At 66.2% G+C, this 20,520-nt stretch carries 15 protein-coding genes; 6 read left to right on the plus strand and 9 right to left on the minus strand.

The annotated features are described in order from the left end of the window. Positions 1–5: 5 nt before the first annotated feature. From F1654_RS00105 to F1654_RS00115, 3 genes are all read left to right on the plus strand, one after another. On the plus strand, positions 6–437 hold the full coding sequence (locus F1654_RS00105) for an SUF system Fe-S cluster assembly protein (RefSeq protein ID WP_150021483.1): 432 nt from the start codon (positions 6–8) through the stop codon (positions 435–437). Positions 438–452: 15 nt separating this feature from the next. After that, entirely contained in the window at positions 453–812 is a 360-nt protein-coding gene (locus tag F1654_RS00110; protein ID WP_150021484.1) for a HesB/IscA family protein, read from the plus strand. An 80-nt stretch (positions 813–892) separates the two neighbouring features. Then, positions 893–1,498, plus strand: a complete 606-nt coding sequence (locus F1654_RS00115) for a glutathione S-transferase N-terminal domain-containing protein (protein WP_150021485.1) — start codon at positions 893–895, stop codon at positions 1,496–1,498. Here F1654_RS00115 and F1654_RS00120 read toward each other — a convergent pair. Further along, on the minus strand, positions 1,486–2,220 hold the full coding sequence (locus F1654_RS00120) for a TMEM175 family protein (protein WP_150021486.1): 735 nt from the start codon (positions 2,218–2,220) through the stop codon (positions 1,486–1,488). The two genes, F1654_RS00115 and F1654_RS00120, sit on opposite strands and share 13 nt — an antisense overlap. A gap of 155 nt (positions 2,221–2,375) precedes the next feature. Here F1654_RS00120 and F1654_RS00125 point away from each other — a divergent pair, with 155 nt between their 5' ends. Next, on the plus strand, positions 2,376–3,080 hold the full coding sequence (locus F1654_RS00125) for a glutathione S-transferase family protein (RefSeq protein ID WP_150021487.1): 705 nt from the start codon (positions 2,376–2,378) through the stop codon (positions 3,078–3,080). Here F1654_RS00125 and F1654_RS00130 read toward each other — a convergent pair. The 3 genes from F1654_RS00130 to F1654_RS00140 all read right to left on the minus strand — a co-directional run bounded on the left by F1654_RS00130 (position 3,035) and on the right by F1654_RS00140 (position 8,430). After that, on the minus strand, positions 3,035–4,087 hold the full coding sequence (locus F1654_RS00130) for a GGDEF domain-containing protein (RefSeq protein WP_150021488.1): 1,053 nt from the start codon (positions 4,085–4,087) through the stop codon (positions 3,035–3,037). The genes F1654_RS00125 and F1654_RS00130 overlap by 46 nt on opposite strands. Positions 4,088–4,195: 108 nt before the next feature. Then, positions 4,196–5,665 (minus strand): DEAD/DEAH box helicase, encoded by a 1,470-nt coding sequence (locus F1654_RS00135; protein ID WP_150021489.1) that lies wholly within the window; start codon positions 5,663–5,665, stop codon positions 4,196–4,198. A gap of 179 nt (positions 5,666–5,844) precedes the next feature. After that, positions 5,845–8,430 (minus strand): M14 family zinc carboxypeptidase, encoded by a 2,586-nt coding sequence (locus tag F1654_RS00140; RefSeq protein ID WP_150021490.1) that lies wholly within the window; start codon positions 8,428–8,430, stop codon positions 5,845–5,847. 181 nt (positions 8,431–8,611) lie between these two features. Between F1654_RS00140 and F1654_RS00145 the strand changes: the two genes are divergently transcribed. After that, a complete protein-coding gene (locus tag F1654_RS00145) occupies positions 8,612–10,612 on the plus strand; it encodes a TonB-dependent receptor (protein WP_150021491.1) in 2,001 nt (666 codons plus the stop codon). Positions 10,613–10,615: 3 nt separating this feature from the next. On the opposite strand, the gene parE is transcribed toward F1654_RS00145, so the two are convergent. The 5 genes from parE to F1654_RS00170 all read right to left on the minus strand — a co-directional run bounded on the left by parE (position 10,616) and on the right by F1654_RS00170 (position 18,808). After that, positions 10,616–12,697 carry a DNA topoisomerase IV subunit B gene (parE, locus tag F1654_RS00150; protein ID WP_150021492.1) on the minus strand — a complete coding sequence of 694 codons (2,082 nt, stop codon included), beginning with the start codon at positions 12,695–12,697 and terminating at the stop codon, positions 10,616–10,618. A 62-nt stretch (positions 12,698–12,759) separates the two neighbouring features. Beyond that, the gene (locus F1654_RS00155; protein ID WP_150021493.1) at positions 12,760–13,365 is read right to left on the minus strand and encodes a transglycosylase SLT domain-containing protein; all 606 of its coding nucleotides are present in this window, start codon (positions 13,363–13,365) and stop codon (positions 12,760–12,762) included. Between the two features lie 208 nt (positions 13,366–13,573). Next, the gene (locus F1654_RS00160; RefSeq protein ID WP_150021494.1) at positions 13,574–16,816 is read right to left on the minus strand and encodes an autotransporter outer membrane beta-barrel domain-containing protein; all 3,243 of its coding nucleotides are present in this window, start codon (positions 16,814–16,816) and stop codon (positions 13,574–13,576) included. A 201-nt stretch (positions 16,817–17,017) separates the two neighbouring features. Beyond that, a complete protein-coding gene (gene glnA, locus F1654_RS00165; protein ID WP_150021495.1) occupies positions 17,018–18,421 on the minus strand; it encodes a type I glutamate--ammonia ligase in 1,404 nt (467 codons plus the stop codon). 48 nt (positions 18,422–18,469) lie between these two features. After that, on the minus strand, positions 18,470–18,808 hold the full coding sequence (locus F1654_RS00170) for a P-II family nitrogen regulator (RefSeq protein ID WP_150021496.1): 339 nt from the start codon (positions 18,806–18,808) through the stop codon (positions 18,470–18,472). A 138-nt stretch (positions 18,809–18,946) separates the two neighbouring features. Between F1654_RS00170 and F1654_RS00175 the strand changes: the two genes are divergently transcribed. After that, the gene (locus F1654_RS00175) at positions 18,947–20,452 is read left to right on the plus strand and encodes an NAD(P)H-hydrate dehydratase (RefSeq protein ID WP_150021497.1); all 1,506 of its coding nucleotides are present in this window, start codon (positions 18,947–18,949) and stop codon (positions 20,450–20,452) included. Positions 20,453–20,520: the final 68 nt, after the last annotated feature.

Raw genomic sequence — 20,520 nt, forward strand, 5'->3', positions numbered from 1 at the left:
TGACCATGGATACCGGCGCCGCCGCCCCGCGCGACATTATCAATCTCACCGCCCAGGCGGAAGCGCCCGGCGTGGATGCGCCGGCCCAGGCGGTCACCACGTCAAACGATCCCGATCTGCCTCCCGGGGAGATCGCGCGCATCACCGATGACGTGATCGCGGCGCTCAAAAGCGTTCACGACCCGGAGATTCCGGCCGACATCTATGAGCTGGGTCTCATTTACCAGGTCGATCTGGAAGCCGAAGGCGTGCTGAAAGTGGAGATGACCCTCACCGCGCCGGGCTGCCCGGTGGCGGGCGAGATGCCCGGATGGGTCAAGGACGCCTGCGAGGGCGTGGAGGGCGTCACGCGCGCCGATGTCACGCTGACCTTTGATCCGCCCTGGACGCCGGCGCGCATGTCTGATGAAGCGCGCCTGTCCCTCAACATGCTCTGAACTGGAGCCTTCGCCATGACCCGTCCCCGTCCCAAGGCCGTCACCCTCACCGAAGCCGCCGCCGAGCGCGTCAAGGCGCTGATGGCGCGCGAGAACAAGGGCTATTTGCGCGTCGGCGTGAAGAATGGCGGCTGCGCAGGCATGGAATATGTCATGGACTATGTGGCCGAGCCCGATGCGCTGGACGAGCGGGTGGAGGATCAGGGCGTGGAGATCGTGGTGGACGCCAAATCCCTGCTTTTCCTTCTGGGCAGCCAGCTCGATTATGAAGTGACCCCGCTCCACGCCAAATTCGTGTTCCGCAATCCCAACGAGACGGATGCGTGCGGGTGCGGGGAGAGCGTGACGCTGGTCCAGGCCAGTCTCGGCGCCTGACCGCCTGCGTCAGGGGCTTGATGCGGCTGGTTTTTCAGGGCTCCTTGCAGTCTGTATGGTTTATTTCCGGGGGGCAGGCCGTGAAGCTCTATGTTTCGCCGACATCGCCGTATGCGCGCAAATGCCGGGCGCTAATCATTGAAAAGAGCCTGGAAAATCAGGTCTCGATCGTGGAATGCGCGCCGCTGGACGATCCCGCCGACCTGCTGGCGCATAATCCGCTGGGCAAGGTGCCGGTGCTGGCGCGCGAGCGCGGTCCGGCCCTGATGGATTCTCCGCTTATCTGCGAATATCTCGACAGCCTGACGGCAGAAAACTGGGTGCCCGCACGCGGGGAGAGCCGGTTTGCCGTGTTGCGCCAGCAGGCGCTGGCGGACGGGCTGATTGATCTGGTGATCGGACGGCGCATCGAGCAGGGCCGCGACGCCAAGCTGCGCTGGCCCTTCTGGTCCGAACGCTGGGAGCGGGCCGTGGCGCGCACGCTGGAGACCCTGACCGCCGAACGCGCCCAGTACGAGCGCTCGGTGGATCTGGGCGCGCTCTCGGTGGCGGCGGCGCTGGGCTATATGGATCTGCGCTATGCCGAATATGGCTGGCGTGAGCGCCATCCCGAACTGGCCGGTTTCGCCGAGCGCTGGTTCGCCCGCGACAGCTTCATCCAGACCGCTCCGCCTCAGGGAGCTTGAGCGGGCATCTCAGGAGCGGGCTTGTTCAGCCGCGCCTGGGCGCGTGCAGAGCAGACCCAGGCGATCAGCCCCATCAAGGCGAATGCAGTCCCGGCGAAGGGCGCGATAAAGCCGGGCAGGGCGAAGGCCAGCGCGGTCACGATCAGGCTGAGCACGGCCGTTCCCAGACCGAACTCCACCTCGAAGCGCGTCCAGCTCCGCTCGGTATCTGTGAGTTCCAGCGCGTCTCCGCGGCGCAGGGCGTGAGCGTAGAGCAGGGCCACCACTGTATAGACAGCCCCGAAAAACCCGCCATAGATCGCATAGAGCCACGGCACCTGCGCAAGGGTCAGCACCGCATCGATCTGATGATCTGCGCTGAACGCTCCGGTGAAGTAATTCACCACGAAATCCGTCATGAATTTAAGCGGATAGATGTAGATCAGCACCAGGAAGAGCAAGAGCGCGTTGAGCAGGGTGACCCAGCCGTCGTCCAGCCCGTAGCGCCGGAAAAAGATGTGGTGCGTGCGCCAGATCAGCAGGATGAGCGCAAAGCAGAAGCCGATGGACAGCGCCCCGCGCCAGAGCCCGGCCAGTTCGCCAAAGGTCTGGGGGATGCTCTGCAGGGCGGCCAGTGTGAGCACCATCGCAAAGATGATGTCTGACAGGTTCTCCACCCGCGAGACCTCGGCGCCGCGCCAGCGGAAATTGGTTTCGCCCTTGAGCGTATATGTGCGAGCCATCAGCGCTATCCCGTGCTTTCCGGCCAGTCTGGTCCCGATAGCACCGGTTTGAAAGCGGGAATTGGGACCGGGCTAGGTGGCCGGATGCCCCGGGTTGCGCGCTTGCCGGCTTCGCTTCACAACTCATGTCAGTTTTGTCCAGGCAGGAGCGCGCAATGTCCAGGTTCACACTGACCACTTATGACTGGGTACCGGAGTTTCCGCGCGGTCTGGTGCGGGACCTGAGAGTGCGGTGGGCTCTGGAAGAGGCAGGGCTGGACTATCGCGTTGAAAGCGTTCCGTTCCATGAGCGCAGCGAGGCGCACTTCGCACACCAGCCATTCGGCCAGATACCATGGCTGACCGATGGTGAGCTGACCATTTTTGAAACCGGCGCCATTCTGCTGCATCTGGGCGAGCGCAGTCCGGCTCTGATGCCGGCTGATGAAGGCGGGCGCAGCGATGTGATCAAATGGCTGTTCGCGGCGCTCAATTCGGTCGAGATGGCGAGCCAGACTTGGCTGATCTTCAAATTCGCAGAAGACACAAATGTTTCGCCAGGCAGGGAGTCGCTTGAGCGCTTCCTGCAAAAGCGGTTGCAGCACATGGATACGGTGCTCGCTGACAGGCAATGGCTGGCTGGTTCATTCTCGATCGCCGATATCGCCATGTCGGATGTGTTGCGCACCGCTGATCGTTTTGACGCGCTGGCGGACTTTCCCGCGTGCCGGGCCTATGCAGGGCGCGCCATGGAGCGCCCTGCTTTCAGGAAAGCGCATGCAGATCAGCTGGCGCACTTCGCCGCCGCTGATGCGAAAATGAGAAAAAGAGAGGCTCAGGCCGCTGCCGCGCCGTCCATGCGGCTGCCGTCGCAGGTATAGCGGTTGCGGCCGGTCTGCTTGGATTTGTAGAGATTGGTGTCACAGCGCTCGATCAGCGCCTCGATGGATTCCCCGTCGCGATACTGGGACACGCCCAGCGAGACGGTGATATTGCCCAGATCCTCGCTGGTGGACTTGCGTAAGAGGCGCTTGCTTTCCACTGTGGAGCGCACCTTCTCGGCGATGGCGCGCGCCTCATCCAGGCTGGTGCGCGGCAGCACGACGGCGAATTCCTCTCCGCCATAGCGGGCCACCACGTGGTAATCCTTGGAGAAACGCGACAGGCAGGCGGCCACGAAGCGGATGATCTGGTCGCCTGTCTGATGGCCCCAAGTGTCGTTGAAGCGCTTGAAATGGTCGATATCGCACAGCACCAGCGACATCGGCACGCTCTTGAGATCGGCCTCGCGGCGCGCTGTGCGCATGGCTTCGTCAAAGCGCTTGCGGTTGGCCACCCCGGTGAGGGCGTCGGTCATGGATTCCTCGCGCACCTTCTCCAGATTGGTCTTGAGAAGGCTGACCTCCTGTGAGGTTTCCACAAGCCGCTTTTCCAGATCGCGCGAGCGGCGCTGCATGCGCGCTGTGGCGGCCACCAGGCCCTCGATCATGCGCTTGATGGACGCCTCGTCAGTGGCCTGATGGAGTTCGCCGGAGGCGCCGGCCAGGACCTGACCATAGGCGGCGGTGTCGCGCTCGGCCGTTTCCAGGGTTTTCACCACTGCGCCGAGTTCACGGCTCATGGCGCCGCCCACTTCCAGCACCGCGTCCTGAATGCGTTTGAAGGTGAAGTGGCGGTCGTACAGCTCGTCGAGAAACGCCGATTCAAGCGGGCCGCCCTGGTCCAGCGCCTTGCGCAACTCCTCGCACAGGCCCGGATTGGAATCGGAAGCAAAATGGGTGAAGAGCGCGTAGTTCTGCGGCGTTGGCGGCACAGATCGCTCAGCCATAAGGTCAAGCGCCTTGCGCGCAATATCGATGCCTTCGGATGTCTGAAGCCTGCCGCTCACGCCCGTCGTCCCCCGTATGCCGCGCTCACTTTCTGTAGCGCTTTGACAGGAGGCTAGGGCGCGAAAGGTAAAATCGGGTAAACGGCACGCTGATTTTCAGACTGAGTCTCAGATCGCCGGACGCAGCAGGAACTCGGGCACGTGATCGCCAAAGCCCACCGCGGCGTCTTCGCTCTCGCGCTCTCCACGCGTGGGACGGTCTTCACGCGGCCGGGCCGGCGCGCTGTCCGGGCGCACGGTTTCCACCGGCGCTTGAGCCGGGGCCTTGTCGTGGCCTGCCCCTTGCGCGCGGTCGCGCGACCGGCCGCGTCCGCCGCGGCGCCGGCGTGAGCGGCCTTCGCCGCGTTCGCGCGCCGGGGCGTCGTTTCCGGCGCTGTCATTAGCGGCGGCCTCGGGCGCGTCGGCTTCCGAGGTTTCCTGGGATTTGGCGGGAGCAGACGGCGCCTGACCCGTCCCGTCCAGCTCCAGTGTTTTCGGCTCGCCCCCAATCAGCTTGGCCACATTGGCCAGCGATTTGCGATCCTCGGGCGTGACGATGGTCACCGATTCGCCCGTCAGGCCGGCGCGGCCCGTACGCCCGATGCGGTGCACGTAATCGTCGGCATTGCGCGGAATGTCCATATTGAACACATGGCTTACCGCCGGGATGTCGAGCCCGCGCGCGGCCACGTCCGACGCCACCAGAAGGCGCAGCTCGCCGGATTTGAACTGGGCCAGCGTCTTCATGCGCAGCGACTGGTCGAGATCGCCATGGATCGGCGCGGCCGAAAAGCCGTGGCGCTGCAGCGAGCGCGCCACAATGTCCACATCGCGCTTGCGGTTGCAGAAAATGATGCCGTTCTTCACGCCTTCGCGATTGATCGCGGCGCGCAGGGCGGCGCGCTTGGTCTTGGGCTGGTTGTCGCTGACGCGCACCAGATACTGGGTGATGGTCTCGGCGGTCTGGGCCGGACGGGTCACTTCCACGCGCTCTGGATTGTTCAGGAAGGTGCTCACCAGGCGCTGGATCTCGGCCGGCATGGTGGCCGAGAAGAACAGGGTCTGGCGGCGCGGGGGCAGCATGCCCACAATGCGTTCGATATCGGGGATGAAGCCCATGTCCAGCATGCGGTCGGCTTCATCAATGACGAGGATTTCCACCCCCATCAGGAGCAGCCCGCCGCGCTCGAAATGATCCAGCAGCCGGCCCGGCGTGGCGATCAGGATATCCGCGCCCCGGTCCAGGATGTCTTTTTGCGGACCGAAGGCCACGCCGCCGATCAGCAGCGCCATGGTCAGCTTGTGGTTCTTGGCGTAGAGGCGCACATTCTCGGCCACCTGGTCGGCCAGTTCGCGCGTCGGGCACAGGATCAGCGAGCGCGGCATGCGCGCGCGGGCCCGGCCGCGGGCCAGGCGCTCGATCATGGGCAGGGTGAAGGAAGCGGTCTTGCCCGTGCCGGTCTGGGCGATGCCCAGGACGTCGCGTCCAGCCAGAGCGTGGGGGATGGCCCCCGCCTGGATCGGGGTGGGCGCGGTATATCCGGCGTCGGCGAGGGCCGACAGCACTTGTGGGCTCAGCCCGAGGTCTTCGAAAGTCATACGTTAGCGGATCGCTCTGTTCAGCCCCCGGCGGTCCGGAGGCGAGTCGCAGCGCCGCGTCTGGGCGCTCGTTTCGTGCGCCGCAACATACGCAAAGCCCCTTTCAAGTCAATGCGCGCCCCGGAGGCAAGGCGCGCTCCGGGGCGGGCTGTGACCTATCTGCACGCCTGTGAGGACCGCTACTGGTCCTCGCGGCGGCGCGGATTGCGGAACGCCTCGCCATAAGTGACCGCATTCATGAACACCCGCGAGCTGCCGCGGAAATAGGCGCGGAACACCGGATTGTCGGCGAACAGGATCACCGCGCCCGAGCCGCGGCGCTCAGCGTGCACCACGCCCATCCCGGCTAAAGCCTCGCGATTGCCTTGCGAGGCGTAGCCCGACATGAGCGGGTCCGGCCCGGCATAGCGAAGGGGCAGGGCGAAGGGATTGCCGGTGCGCGCGAAGGCGTGCTCGCCAATGCGCTGCACCGCCAGGCGCGGCTCGCGCAGGCCGAAGGCCAGCGGGTGGGTGAGGTCGATCTCGGTGGCGAAAATCGCGCCGGAGACCGCTTCCTCAGCGTCCCACACATTGATGTCCTCGTAGGCGCGCGGCGCCGGGCGTTCGTCCGGGCTGTCGCGCTCGAAAATTTCCGCCCCGCTCAGTTCCTGGTTCACCGCCCAGCGCGCGCCGCCACGCGTGGCGATCAACACCCCGCCCGAGCGCACCCATTCATTGAGGCGGCTGACCATGGACTCGTTCAGCGCGGAATAATCGCCATGGGGCAGGATGATGCGGTTATAGCGGCTGAGATCGGCGCGGGAGAGCTCGCTGACATCAATCTGGCTGACCGGCATGGCCATTTCCCGGTCCAGGATATGCCAGATCTCGCCCGCCTCATTGACGTTCACCGTGCGGCCCGTGACCAGAAGGATGGAGGGTTTGGTGAGCGCCGAGAGCGCAAATCCGCCCAGGTCCGACCCGCGCGGGGTGTGCGAGGAGCGCGCAGCGTGCACCGTGACCGAATCCTCGCGCGCGGCCCGCACCATCAGGGCGTGGAGCGCATCGGGATCAACGCTCTGGCGCGCCACGGGGACCACCACGGCGCCGCGGCCCACCTCCACCTCGCCCTCATCGGTGATGACGGTGATGGGGTCAGGCACGACCTGCGCCCTGACGCCTGCATCCTGCAGCCGGTAGAGCGCGCGCGGCGCATAATAGCTGTCCCAGGCCATTACATAGGCCACGCGTGCGCGGGCCGGTTCGGGCGCGGCGCGCTCGATCGCGGTGACGCGATCGCCGGTGAGATTGGGCGCCAGCAGGCCGGTGCGTATGGCGGAATATTCCAGCCCCCAGGCCAGAGGCTGGGTCCAGCCCGACACGTCATAGAATTCGGTGTTGTCTGTAACGATCTTGCTTTCGAACATGCCCTGGACGATGCGGTACTGGTCCTGGCGCACTGGCACGATGAAGGCCTCGCCCGGCCGGTAGACGCGGCCATCCTGGCGCAGGGTCTGGGTCAGCTCGCGCACCTCGATTGAATGGGTATCCAGCACCTCGAAGAAATCGGCCAGGCGCGCGCGGTCATTGGAGGTGAACACCCAGGCTGTCACCGGATCGGCCTGGGCCCGGCGCCGGCTCTCATTGAAGAACTGGCGCATATGGGCGTGCAGATCGGCGCGGTAGTGCTGGCCGGCGCGGATCAGGGCGAGCAGGGCGCGGGCCTGCTGGCCCACCTTGTCGTCATAGCGCTGCACCCCGAAATCGGTGTCCATCACGATGCCGCGCGTGGACGATTGCTCGAACAGATAGGGCACCGAGCCGATCAGGCCGGGATAGCTCGAGCCGTAGCCGAGATAGAAATCGTCGAACAATTCCTCGCTGACATAGAGCTGGCCCTCGCCATCAAGCTGATCGCGCAGGAAGCGGTTCATGCGCAGGTTCAGCTGAAGTGCATCCTGGCTGAGCAGCGGGTGCAGGCCATCCAGCGGGCCGGGCGAGAAGAAATAGGTCGTGTTCGGCCCCATCTCGTGCATGTCGGCGGCGATATTGGGCATCCACTCATGGCTGGCGCGCACCAGGAGGCGCGCTTCGGGCTGCATCACCGGCAGCCATTGGCGGTTGAGGTCGAACCAGTAGTGATTGGTGCGCCCCCAGGGCCATTCGTGGAAATGCTCGCGGGTCTGGGGATCGGCCACCGGTACGCGCGCGCGGTGCATATTGGTCCAGTTGGCGAAGCGGTCCGCGCCGTCCGGATTGATCATGATGACCAGGATAATGACCGTCTCTTCGAGCAGGCGGTCCATCGCCTCGCCCTGGCCGGCGGCGAAGTGATAGAGCAGAAGCGCCGCTGAATCATAGCTCGACGGCTCCGAGCCGTGGACGCCGAACGTGGTCTGGATGATGGCGGGGTGATCAGCCGGCGCGGCAGACGCGCCAGAGCGCTTGAGCCCGCGCTGGGTCTCGCGGATGGCGTCGATGCGGGCGTGATTGGCTGGCGAGGTGATCACCACGCGCTGGATCGGGCGCCCGAACGTGCTGCGCCCGATGGTCTCGATGGTCATGCGGTCCGACAGCCCGGCGATGGCGCGCGCGTATTCGGCGTGCATGGCCGGGGTCCAGATCACATCGCCGATGGCGAAGCCGGTGATGTCCTCGGGCTTGGGGATGGCGGCGTCATAGCTGATGTCCTGGGCGAGCAGCTCCTGTGCCGGCTTGGGTTCATAGGCGTGGGCCGCCGCAGCGGCGAAGACCAGCGCAAGGCTGGCGGCGATCAGGCGCAGCATGATTGGTCAATTCCCCAAAATCGCCCGGCGCGGCCGGGCGTCACAGCAAGAAACAGGCTAACACGGTAAGCTCCGGGCGAGGCCGGTCAAGCAGGCCGGCGCCAGCCAAGCGGGTTCCGTTTCAGGGCGGGGGCTCTATGTGTGGAGGCGAAGACAGTCACGCAAAGGAAGACACTCAAGCATGATCGCGCCTCTTGCCGCCCTCCTTGCCCTCGCCGCCAGCGCGGCGGCTGACGCGGGCGATGATGTGATCATCGTCACCGCCAGCCGCACGGGCGAGGCGCGCGCTGCGAGCCCGGCGCCGGTGGCAGTGATGGACGCCGGCGAAATCGAGCGGCTGGGCGCCCAGCATGTCAGCGAAGCGCTGAACCGCATGCCCGGCGTGATGATCCATCGCGGCAACGGCGCCGAGCATCTGACCGCCATCCGCTCGCCGGTGCTGACCGGCGGCGCCGGGGCGGGGAGCTTTCTCTATCTCGAAGACGGGGTGGGCTTGCGCGCTCCGGGCTTCGCCAATGTGAACGGTCTGTTCGAGGCCGCAGACGATCTGGCCGGACGGATCGAGGTGATCCGCGGGCCGGGCCCGGCCCAGTACGGCTCCAACGCGCTTCACGGCCTTGTGAACGTGATTAGCGCCGATCCGCGCCGCAGTGAGCGCCTGGCCGAGGCGGAGATCGGCGAATATGGCCGGGCGCGCGTACGCCTCACCGCCTCTGGCCCAAATGATATCGGCGCAGGATTCGTCGGCCTGTCGGTGCGCACCGAACAGGGCTGGCGTGATGACGCGGGCCTGATGCGCGCGGCCCTGCAGGGGCGCCTGGACGGCGACGCCGGAGCGGCGAGCTGGTCCTTGCGCGGTGCGCTCATCCATCTCGATCAGGACACGGCGACCTTCGTGCAAGGTGAGGGGTCGTTCCGCGACCGCGCGCTGGCCCGCCGCAATCCCAATCCGGAAGCCTTCCGCCGCGCCACCGCTGTGCGCCTGGCGCTGCATGGCGAGCAGGAATTCGCGCCGGGCCTGACCGGGCAGGGCGTGGTCTATGCGCGCGCCAACACCATGAATTTTCTCCTGCATTTCCTGCCTTCGCGCGCGCTGGAGCGCACCGGCCACAGCTCGCTTGGCGCCCAGACCCAGCTGATCGCGGACTTTGGCGCTACGCGCCTTTCCGCCGGGATCGATGCGGAGCTGACGCGCGGCTATCTCTACGAGTTCCAGTCCCTGCCCACGCAAGGGCCCTTCGTGCAGGGCCTGCATTATGACTATCAGGTCGATGCGCTGGTGCTGGCGGGTTTTATGCGCGCGCGTCACGCCCTGACCGAAAATCTGCGCGTGGAGGCCGGCGCGCGGCTCGAGACCACACGCTATGACTATGACAATCGTGCGCCGGACGGCGTCATCGGCCGCTATTTCCGCCCGGCGGACCGCAGCGACAGCTACACCACCTTCGCCCCTAGCGCCGGGCTGGTCTGGGAGCCGGCAGAAGGCTGGCAGGCCTTCGCCCGGGCTGCCCGGGGCGTGCGCGCCCCCCAGACCGACGAGCTCTACCGCCTGCAGCCCGGTCAGGAGATCGATACGATCCGCCCTGAAACCCTGGACAGCCTGGAGGCGGGCCTGCGCCGCAGCTGGACCGGCGGGCGGGTGGAGCTGACCGGCTTCGTGATGGAAAAGGCCAATGTCTTCTTCCGCGATGCGGACGGCTTCAACGTCACCGACGGCGCCACGCGCCACCGGGGGCTGGAGCTGGACGCCAGCCTTGATCTCACGCCCACGCTGAAACTCGCCGGCGCGCTCACCTGGGCGCGTCACACCTACGCCTTCGACCGCCCCCTGACCAATCTCTCCGAGGTGATCGCTGATGGCGCGCGCGTGGATACCGCGCCCGACTGGCTCGCCAATGCGCGCCTGATCTGGTCGCCATTTCCCGCCTTTGAGGGCGAGGCGGAGTGGGTGCATGTGGGCGGCTATTGGGCTGATGCGGGCAATACCGCACGCTATGACGGTCATGACCTGTTGCACCTGCGCGCGCGCTGGAGCGTGCGCGAGGGCGTGGAGCTATTCGCGGCCCTGCGCAACGCGCTGGACGCCCGCTACGCCGAACGCGCCGACTTCGCCTTCGGCGATTTCCGCTACTTCCCCGGCGAACCGCGGCAGCTGAGCGTGGGGGTCAGGGTGCGGGGGTAACCCTCACACATCCACCGCTTCCACAAACGGCGCGCGGTCCTGGATGTACTGGAAGCGCAGTTCGGGTTTCTTGCCCATGAGCGTTTCCACCAGCGCGTCGGCGCTCTCGCGCATCTCCGGAGTCACAATCACGCGCGCCAGCGAGCGGGTTTGCGGGTTCATGGTGGTGGATTTGAGCTGGGGCGGGGTCATCTCGCCCAGACCCTTGAAGCGGCCCACCTCCACCTTGCCGGATTTGAACTCGGACGCGATCAGCCGGTCCTTCTCCGTATCATCGGCGGCATAGAGCGTGCGCCCGCCCTGGGTCAGCCGGTAGAGCGGGGGCTGGGCCATGAAGAGGCGCCCCGATTCAATCAGGCCGGGCAGGAATTTGTAGAAGAAGGTCGCCAGCAGGGCCGCGATATGGGCGCCGTCCACGTCCGCGTCGCACATGATGATGACGCGCTCATAGCGCAGATCATCGAGATCGAATTTCTTGCCCGGCTGCACGCCAAGCGCCAGCAAGAGATCGCCAATCTCCTGATTGGCCGCGATCTTGTCAGGTGTGGCCGAGGCGACGTTGAGGATTTTGCCGCGCAGGGGCAGGATGGCTTGCGTCTTGCGGTCGCGCGCCTGCTTGGCCGAGCCGCCGGCTGAATCGCCCTCCACCAGGAAAATCTCCGCGCCCTCGGCGTGGTTCTGGGAGCAATCGGCCAGCTTGCCCGGCAGGCGCAGCTTGCGTGTGGCGGACTGGCGCTTGACCTCTTTTTCCCGCTTGCGCTTCAGGCGTTCCTCGGCGCGCTCGATGGCCCATTCCACCAGGCGCGCAGCGTCCTTGGGGCGTGCGGCCAGCCAGTGGTCGAACTGGTCGCGAATGGCGGTTTCCACCAGGCGCTGGATTTCAGGGGTTGAGAGCCGGTCCTTGGTCTGACCCTGGAACTCGGGATCGCGCACGAACACCGAGACCAGAACGCCGGCGCCGCCCATCACGTCATCGGCCGTGATCTGGGCGGCTTTCTTCTGGCCGGCCAGCTCGCCATAGCCGCGGATGGAGCGCGACAGCGCGGCGCGCAGGCCCTGCTCATGGGTGCCGCCCATGGGAGTGGGCACGGTGTTGCAATAGCTCTGGCAGAAGGCGTCGTGTTCCCCGAATCCGTTTTCTGCAAACGCCACGGCCCATTCCACCGCGCCCATGCGTCCATCGCGCTCCACCCGGCCCGAGAACGCCTCGGTGACCAGGCCCGCGCCTGCGGTCAGTTCGGCGAGCCGGTCGGCCAGCCCGCCGGGGAAGGCCAAGGTGGTCTCGGCGGGGATGTCGGTCCCCTCCACCAGATGGGCCGGGCAGCGCCAGCGGATCTGCACGCCGCGGCGCAGGAAGGCTTTCGCGCGCGCCATGGTGAACAGGCGCGGCGCCTTGAACGCGGCGCGCGGGCCGAAAATCTCCGGGTCCGGTTTGAAGCGCACCGTGGTGCCGCGCCGGTTGGATACTGTCCCGGCGTTTTCCACTGGGCCCAGCGCCAGGCCGCGCGCATAGCTCTGGCGCCACAGCGTGCGCTCGCGCGCCACCTCCACCTCGAGATGCTCGGCCAGCGCATTGACCACGCTGACCCCCACACCGTGCAGGCCGCCGGAGGTCTCATAGGCCTTGCTGGAAAACTTGCCGCCCGAGTGCAACGTGGTCAGCACCACTTCCAGCGCCGACTTGTCCGGAAATTTCGGGTGCGGGTCTACCGGTATGCCGCGCCCGTTATCGGTCACGGCCACATAGCCCTCATCGTCCAGCACCACCTCGATGCGGTCGGCATGGCCGGCCACCGCCTCGTCCATGGCGTTGTCGAGCACCTCGGCGAACAGATGGTGCAGGGCGCGCTCGTCGGTGCCGCCGATATACATGCCCGGGCGCAGGCGTACGGGCTCCAGCCCCTCGAGCACCTCGATGGAGGATGCATCATACGCGCCGCCAGCAGGCGCTGCGGGAGCCGCCTTGGCCGTGGCGCGCGGGGCAGGGGCGGGCGCGGGTTCGCGCGCAGGCTTCTGCGGCGGGGCGGCGGGGCGCGGCGCGGGCGCGCCGGCGGAGAACAGGTCGTCTTGCGAATCGTGAGCCATGTCAGGACGCAGAATGGACGCCCGCGCGCGCGATTGGAAAGGCTTCTGGCAGACGAAAGGCGTCAGAAAAACAGGCGCGAGCGCCGCTGCAATCGCCGGCATCCGGCCAGTTGCTGATCATAGCGCCGCGTATCGGTCTCCACCTCGCGCGCGGCGCGCTGGAGCCAGGCCTTGTTGGCGTAGGTGCGCCGGTTAAAGCCGGTATGGCCCTCATGATAGGCCAGATAGAGATTGTACGGGTCATCAAGCCGGATGCGCGAGAGCTGGCGGCTCTTGTCGGAATACCAGCCCACAAAATCCACCGCATCGGCGAAGCGGTCGCGCCGGGCGCGCCGGTTGCCGGTGTCGCGCTTATACCAGTCCCATGTGCCGTCCAGCGCCTGGGCGTAACCATAGGCGCTTGAGGGGCGGGAGCCGGGAATCACGCCCAGCAGGCGCTGGCGCGCGGGCCGGGCGCGGGCGTTGAAGCTTGATTCGCGTTTCAGGATGGCCAGCTGGACGCCCGGACTGATCCCCCAGCGCCGCTCGGTGCGCTGCAGGGCGCGCCACCAGGACCGGTTGTCCTCCAGGATCAGGCAGGCGTCATGGGCCTGGGCCGGAGGACGCGATGCGCATCCGGAAAGCGCCAGCGCAATGGCCAGCGCAAGGAAGGGAAGCCAGCGCAGCATGGGCTTCACCATGGCGCGTCAGGGTTAATGAGGCCTGAAACCGGAAGTGCGGCTCCAGGCCCAGGGGCCGGGCCCGGAACCGCTTCGGGGGAGCAAGGCGGGCGATAAGGGAACGCCAGCCTGCTGTCTGGGAGGCGCGCATGGGGGAACGCCTGACCGGACATGGGTCAGGATAATGCCGCACTCTCACAGGTGCAACCAAAAACGCCTAGAAGGCGAGGCGAATGATGATGCGCGCGGTATGACGCACGAAGTCGTCACGAATATCGGCGTCATAGCCGAAGGTGAAGGTCGAATAGTTCGACCCTGCCGACAGCCCGAAGCCCAGGAGCACGCCTGATCCCGGCACGGCGCGCGGGTTCAGGATGAACGGCGCGCCGTCCGGTCCGAAACGCGCCACGGTTTCAGGCGTATTGCTGGAGAACTCTCCGCGATAGCCGACGCGCAGAGAGGGCAGCCACCAGGAGGTGTCATTGCCGAAGCGGCGCGCTGCGGTGAGGGTGGCCGCGCCCAGGAGCGTGGAGGAATCGCGATCCTCGATATAGAGGGCCAGCGGCGCGCTGGCGTCGGCATTGATGCCGTCCGTGGTCTCGTTATAGGCGCTCTCGAACAAGGTCAGATAGGTCAGGGTGGCTTCCGGACGGATCAGCCAGCGCCCGTGATTGAAGTCGCGGCCCACACGGCCCGAGGCGGTGAAGTGCCAGCCGCTCCAGTCAGCCAGCGTCATGGCGCTGAAATCCTGGATGCGGATGGTCCGCTCTGTTTCGAAGCGGTCAAAGCCCACGCCCATGGAGCCGGAGACGTCCACGCCGCCCAGATCCATGCCGAAATACGCGCCCAACTGGCCGGTCAGGGCCACCATGGGATCGTTGAAGCCCTCATGCCGGCGCACGTCGCTGGCCGAGCCCGACACGCTGAGGCCTACCGCGTAGAACGGGCCCCAGGGGATGTCGACGCCGGCCGCCAGGCCGATGCCCTGGCCCCGATAGCCCGGATCGCGGGTGATGCCGCCTGCGCGGTCGATGAAATAGGCGAATTCCTGCACCCACACGCCCGCCAGCTGGTCCGGCGCGCGCCGGGCGTTCTCCAGCCGGGCGGCCAGCGCGCCAGCCGTGGCGTCATTGGACGCCAGCGCAAACTCGATGGCGCTGCCCACATAATCGGGCAGAAGCTGGTCATAGGCGCCGAAAAACTCGCTTTGCGTACTCAGGCTGGCAATGGCCTGGTTCAGGCCGGTCACCGCGTCAAACACGGCCAGCGCCTCGTTATAGGCGGCGGAGCGGTTAGCGTCGAAGCCCAGCTCGTCCGCCGTCTTGCGCTCCAGCGTCAGGATCAGGGAGTTGGGGTCGTTTTCATCGCGCCGGACCCGGGCGTTATAAATATACGGCGCATCCTGAATGCTCAGGATTTCGTTTTCATCGTCAATCACCAGGGACTGGGCGGTGATCAGCTGGAAGTCGCGCCCCGAGCCTACCAGCTGGGACAGGCTGATCGACAGGTCGGACCCTTCCAGGAAGGATATCTCGCCGCTGGCATTGATGAAGGTCTGGGTGCGGTCGTCAGACTCAATGCGCAGATCGAGCACGCCGCCATTGTGGAAGATCGCGTTGGTCAGCTCCACCGTGTCGGTGCCGGTCAGGGTGATGCGCCCGTCCGTCACCGAGACATCCAGATCGCCCGAGCTGTTGGAAATCGAGCCGGTCATGCGCGCGCCATTGATGATCAGCGTGTCGTTGCCGCCTCCAAAAGCGATATTGCCCAGCAATTGGCCCGAGAGCAGCTCGATGGTGTCGTCCCCGTCGCCCAGGAGCACATCGCCGACAATAGCGGCGTTCAGATTGGCGACCGGCTCGCCTTCATCATCAACCGGGGCTGTCTGACGAATAATCAGGCCATTATGGTGATTACGCGCGTCGATGGCGATGGTCTCAACGCTGGCGCCCTCCACCAGATCGATCGCCTGGGCTGATATCACGCCGGAATTGTCGATGCGTTCAAGCGAGCCGGTATTGACCGTGATGGCGGTCGCCGCCGTGCCGCCGCGCTCCACGCGCGCTATGATGGAGCCGCGCTCATTGAGGATGCGCCGGATCTGGGACTCCTCGTCCAGCACCAGGGCGAAGGCGCGACCCTCGCCATGGTCGTCATCGGCGAAGCCGTCATCTTCAAAACCCAGAAGGGCCGAGGCGCGCACCTCCCCCCCGCGGTTATGGAAGGTGTCCATCTGGGCGCCGGCGCCGACATGCAGGCCGATGGCGTCGGCGTCATAGGCCAGCGCATCAATGGAGCCGGTGTTCAGGAAGCCGTCCTCGGTCAGGATCACCGCGCGCATATCGCCGTTCACGTCGCGCCCGGCGATCAGGAAGGCGGTGGCGTTCTTGCCGTCAAAAATCCCGCGCGCGGCCACCGTGCCGCGATTGACCACGCTATAGCCCAGCGCCTCCTCGACGGCGTCCTCGTCCTGTTCGCTTTCGGGCAGGCCGTAATTGGGCGGCAGCACAGCCTCCCCGATCACCTGGTCTTCGCTGGCGCCTTCACCCGGCCGTATCTCCACCCCGGCGCCCCCGCCGCTGATGCTGGCGATGGAGCCGCTGGAGGCGATAAACACGCCGTTCTGCACCGAACCGGCGATCAGAACGGCCGCGCCGGAATCAATATCGTCCTCACCGGCGGTAAGATTTTCGAAGATGGCTTGGGCCACGCGGCCTTGTACGCGGTAGCCGCTGACCTCGATCTGACCGGTCAGGCGCACGCCGCCGCCCACATCGCCCTGAAGCGAAACGCCATGGCCCTCCGGGACCTGGGCGGAGATGCGCGACACTTCCACATCGCCGCTGACATCGCCTTCCACCGAGACGCCGATAGAGCGCTCGCCGCGGATAGTTATCTGGCCAGCCAGAAGCATGTCACCGTCCACATCGGTCACGCTGCGCACGCCGAAGCTGTCCTGGCCCACCACTTCGATGCGGCTGGCGGGCAGGGCGGTGATTGAACCGGTAACCGGGTCCTGGCCTGCAACGGGATTGAAATCGCCGTCCACGGTCCCGATCAGAATGCCGGTCTTGTTGCGGTCTTCGGCGAAGGGGCCTCTGGGAACGCCGTCCTCATTTTCATCTTCCGGCTCGAAACTGTCGCCCAGCACAATGGCGCCGCCATGGCTGACGCCGCCCTCCACGCCCGGATCAACCTGGATGCCGATCGCACCGTCCTCGTCGGTGATCTCGATGCGCGAGCCCACTTCAGTGGTGACGGTGTTGTCCGAATTGACCCGCACCGCCGGCCCGGATTGCCCCGTCAGGGTCACCCGGCCGTTCTGGGCGATGACGATATTGCCCGCGCTTGCCGTGTTGATCGGGCTGGTGCGCTCGTCCTCGATGCGTGTTTCTTCGGCGATAGCCGGGGCGGCGGCGAGCGCCAGGGTCGAAGCGGCGGCGAGAAGGCTGCGGCGCATGCGTCGTAACTCCGGTCAGATCGCCCGACATCGTGCAGGCGCGGGATTTCAATTCAAGTGTCTAGCCCATGACCTGGCGCACGTCGACACCGCAGTCAGGCTGATGGCGCCCAGCCGGGCGCGCATGTGGCAAAAAACAAACGGCCGGCCCGGATGATCCGGACCGGCCGCTGGCGTTCGCCAAACCCGGCGCGTGACGCGTCAGACCTTGTAGTAGAGTTCGAACTCCACCGGGTGGGGGTGATGCTCGATGCGGGTCACCTCTTCCATTTTCAGATCGATATAGGCGTCGATCTGGTCGTCATCGAACACCCCGCCCTTCTTCAGGAAGGCGCGGTCGGCATCGAGCGATTCCATCGCCTCGCGCAGCGAGCGGCAGACGGTGGGGATGTCCTTGAGCTCTTCAGGCGGCAGGTCGTAGAGATCCTTGTCCATGGCCTCGCCGGGATGGATGCGGTTCTCGATGCCGTCCAGGCCCGCCATCAAAAGCGCGGCGAAGGTCAGGTAGGGATTGCCCGCCGCGTCGGGGAAGCGCGTCTCGATGCGCTTGGCCTTGGGCGAGGTGACGTGCGGGATGCGGATCGAGGCCGAGCGGTTGCGCGCCGAATAGGCCAGCAGCACCGGCGCCTCGAAGCCCGGCACCAGACGCTTGTAGGAGTTGGTCGAGGCGTTGGCGAAGGCGTTGATGGCGCGCGCATGCTTGATGATGCCGCCGATATAATACAGGCACATGTCCGACAGGTCGGCGTATTTGTCGCCGGCGAAGAGCGGCTGGCCGCCTTTCCAGATCGACTGGTGCACATGCATGCCCGAACCGTTGTCGGCATAGACCGGCTTGGGCATGAAGGTGGCCGTCTTGCCATAGGCGGCGGCCACGTTGTGGACCACATACTTGTAGAGCTGCATGCGGTCGGCCATGGCGGTCAGGGTGGAGAACTTCATGCCCAGCTCATGCTGGGACGGCGCCACTTCGTGGTGATGCTTCTCGGGCTCAAGGCCGAGCTCCTTCATCACGGTGAGCATTTCCGAGCGCATGTCCTGCAAGGAGTCGATCGGCGGCACCGGGAAATAGCCGCCCTTGGGTCCCGGACGGTGACCCAGATTGCCGCCTTCATACTTCTTGGCGGAATTATAGGGCCCTTCTTCGGAGTCCAGGACATAGCCGGTATCGTTCTGCTTCACGCTCCAGCGCACATCGTCAAAGACGAAGAATTCGGCTTCCGGGCCGAAATAGGCGGTGTCGCCAATGCCAGAGGCGGCCAGGAATTTCTCGGCCTTCTTGGCGGTGGTGCGCGGGTCGCGGCTATAGGCTTCGCCCGTGGACGGATCGAGCACGTCGCAGATGATGTTCAGCGTGGTCTGCTGGAAGAACGGGTCGATATGGGCGGTGTCCACGTCCGGCTTCAGATTCATGTCGGACTCGTTGATGGCTTTCCAGCCGCTCACCGAGGAGCCGTCGAACATCTGGCCGTCTTCGAAGAAATCCTCGTCAACCATGTCGGTGTGGAAGGTGACGTGCTGCAGCTTGCCACGCGGGTCGGTGAAGCGCAGGTCGACATACTCGACGTCGTTTTCCTTGATCAGTTTCAGGATCTTGTCAGACATGGGTCAGGCTCCAGAGTTTGGGAATGGTCAGGGCGGGGCGGTGAGCCTCTAGAGGGCGTCATCGCCGGTTTCGCCGGTGCGGATGCGGATGGCCGCCTCGACCGGCAGGACGAAAATCTTGCCGTCGCCGATGCGCCCGGTCTGGGCGGCGTTGATGATGGCTTCCACCGCCGCATCCACGCGCGCGTCAGGCAGCACCAGCTCGATCTTGATCTTCGGAAGGAAGTCGACGACGTACTCCGCCCCGCGATAGAGTTCGGTATGGCCTTTCTGACGCCCGAAGCCCTTGGCCTCGGTCACGGTCAGACCCTGCAGGCCGATTTCCTGCAGGGCTTCCTTCACGTCGTCGAGCTTGAACGGTTTTATGATCGCTTCGATTTTCTTCATCGCGGGTCTCCGTATCGCTGCGTACGCTAGCCACGCGCCGCTGCGCCGCAACCGGACCCGGCTGAACCCGGCGCCTTTGGCTCAAAGGCGCCCGCTTATGGGGCGCCCGTGCACGCTGATCGCGCAAAGGGCCATGTCATGAGAGTCCCTCACGCCCTCCTGACTCCGGACGCCATGGCGCGCGCGGATGCTTATGCAGTCTCGAAAGGCGTGTCGGGCGAGACGCTGATGGCGGCGGCGGGTGCGGCGATGGTCAGGGCGATTGAAGCGCGATGGGCGCCGCGGCCTGCGGCTGTGCTGTGCGGGCCAGGCAATAATGGCGGGGATGGCTGGGTGGCCGCGCGCCTGATGAAGAAATCCGGATGGCCGGTACAGGTATTCAGCGCCGTTCCGGTCACGGCGCTGAAAGGCGATGCGGCCTCGGCCGCGCGCGGCTGGACCGGGCGGGTGGAGGCGCTGGAGGCGTGTGATCCGGCCCGCTTTGCGCTGGTGGTGGACGCCCTGTTCGGCGCCGGGCTGTCGCGCCCGCTGGAGGGCGAGGCGGCGCGTCTGGCTGAAGCCTGCCGCGAAGGCCCGGTGGTGGTGAGCGCGGATGTGCCCAGCGGGCTCGACGGCGCTGCGGGCCGCGCTGAGGGCGCGGCGTTCAAGGCGGACCTCACTGTCACCTTCCACCGCCTCAAGCCCGGCCATGTGCTGCAGCCGGGACGGGTGCTGTGCGGGGAGATCGTCTGCGCCGATATCGGCATTCCCGATGGCTGGGAGGCTGAGGCCGCGCCGTGCGCGCAGCTCAACCATCCCGATCTGTGGCCGGTTCCGGGGCTGGAGCTGGAGGCTGAAACCCACAAGCACCGGCGCGGGCGGCTGACTATTCTGTCCGGCCCGGCTGGCTCAGGCGGTGCGGCGCAGCTGGCGGCGCGGGCCGGGCTTCTGGGCGGCGCCGGGTTCGTAACCCTCGCCCTGCCGTCAGACGCCGCGCCGGCCTCGGATCCGTTGCTGGTCAGCCGTCCTCTGGGGCAGGGGGATCTGGCCGCCCATCTCTCTGACACGCGCGCAGACGCCGCCGTGATCGGGCCGGGCGCGGGGCTGCACGATGCGCTTAAAGTGCGTGTGGCGGCGGCGCTTGAACGCCGCATCCCGCTGGTGCTGGATGCTGATGCGCTGACCGTCTTCGCCGATGCGCCAGAGGCGTTGTTCGCCCAATTGCATCCGCGCTGCGTGCTCACCCCCCATGCGGGCGAGTTTGCGCGCCTGTTTCCCGGTCTCGCTGAAGGCGCGCTCAACAAGATCGAGGCTGCGCGTGAGGCCGCGCGCCTGGCTCACGCCATCATTGTGTACAAGGGACCCGATACCGTCATCGCTGCTCCAAACGGAGCTGTGAGGGTCAATGTCCACGCCAGCGCGCGCCTGGCCACAGCCGGAACCGGCGATGTGCTGGCCGGGCTCACCGGCGCCTTCCTCGCCCAGGGCGCAGCGCCCTTCGAGGCGGCCTGTGCGGCGGTGTGGCTGCACGGCGATGCGGGGCGGCGACTGGGGCCGGGCGCCACGGCGGGCGATGTGCTCGCGTGCCTGCCGCAAGCGCTGGCCGCCGAGCGGGACCGGCGCGCGCGCCAGCGCGCCCTGCAGCGCCTGACGGCGCAGCGGTAGCCGCGCGCGCCGGGTCATCGTATAGCTGGCGCAACCCTTGCCGCCTCATAAAGCTCTGAAAAAGCCCT

It is taken from the genome of Alkalicaulis satelles (assembly GCF_008630495.1).
GTDB classification, from domain to species: Bacteria; Pseudomonadota; Alphaproteobacteria; order Caulobacterales; family Maricaulaceae; genus Oceanicaulis; species Oceanicaulis satelles.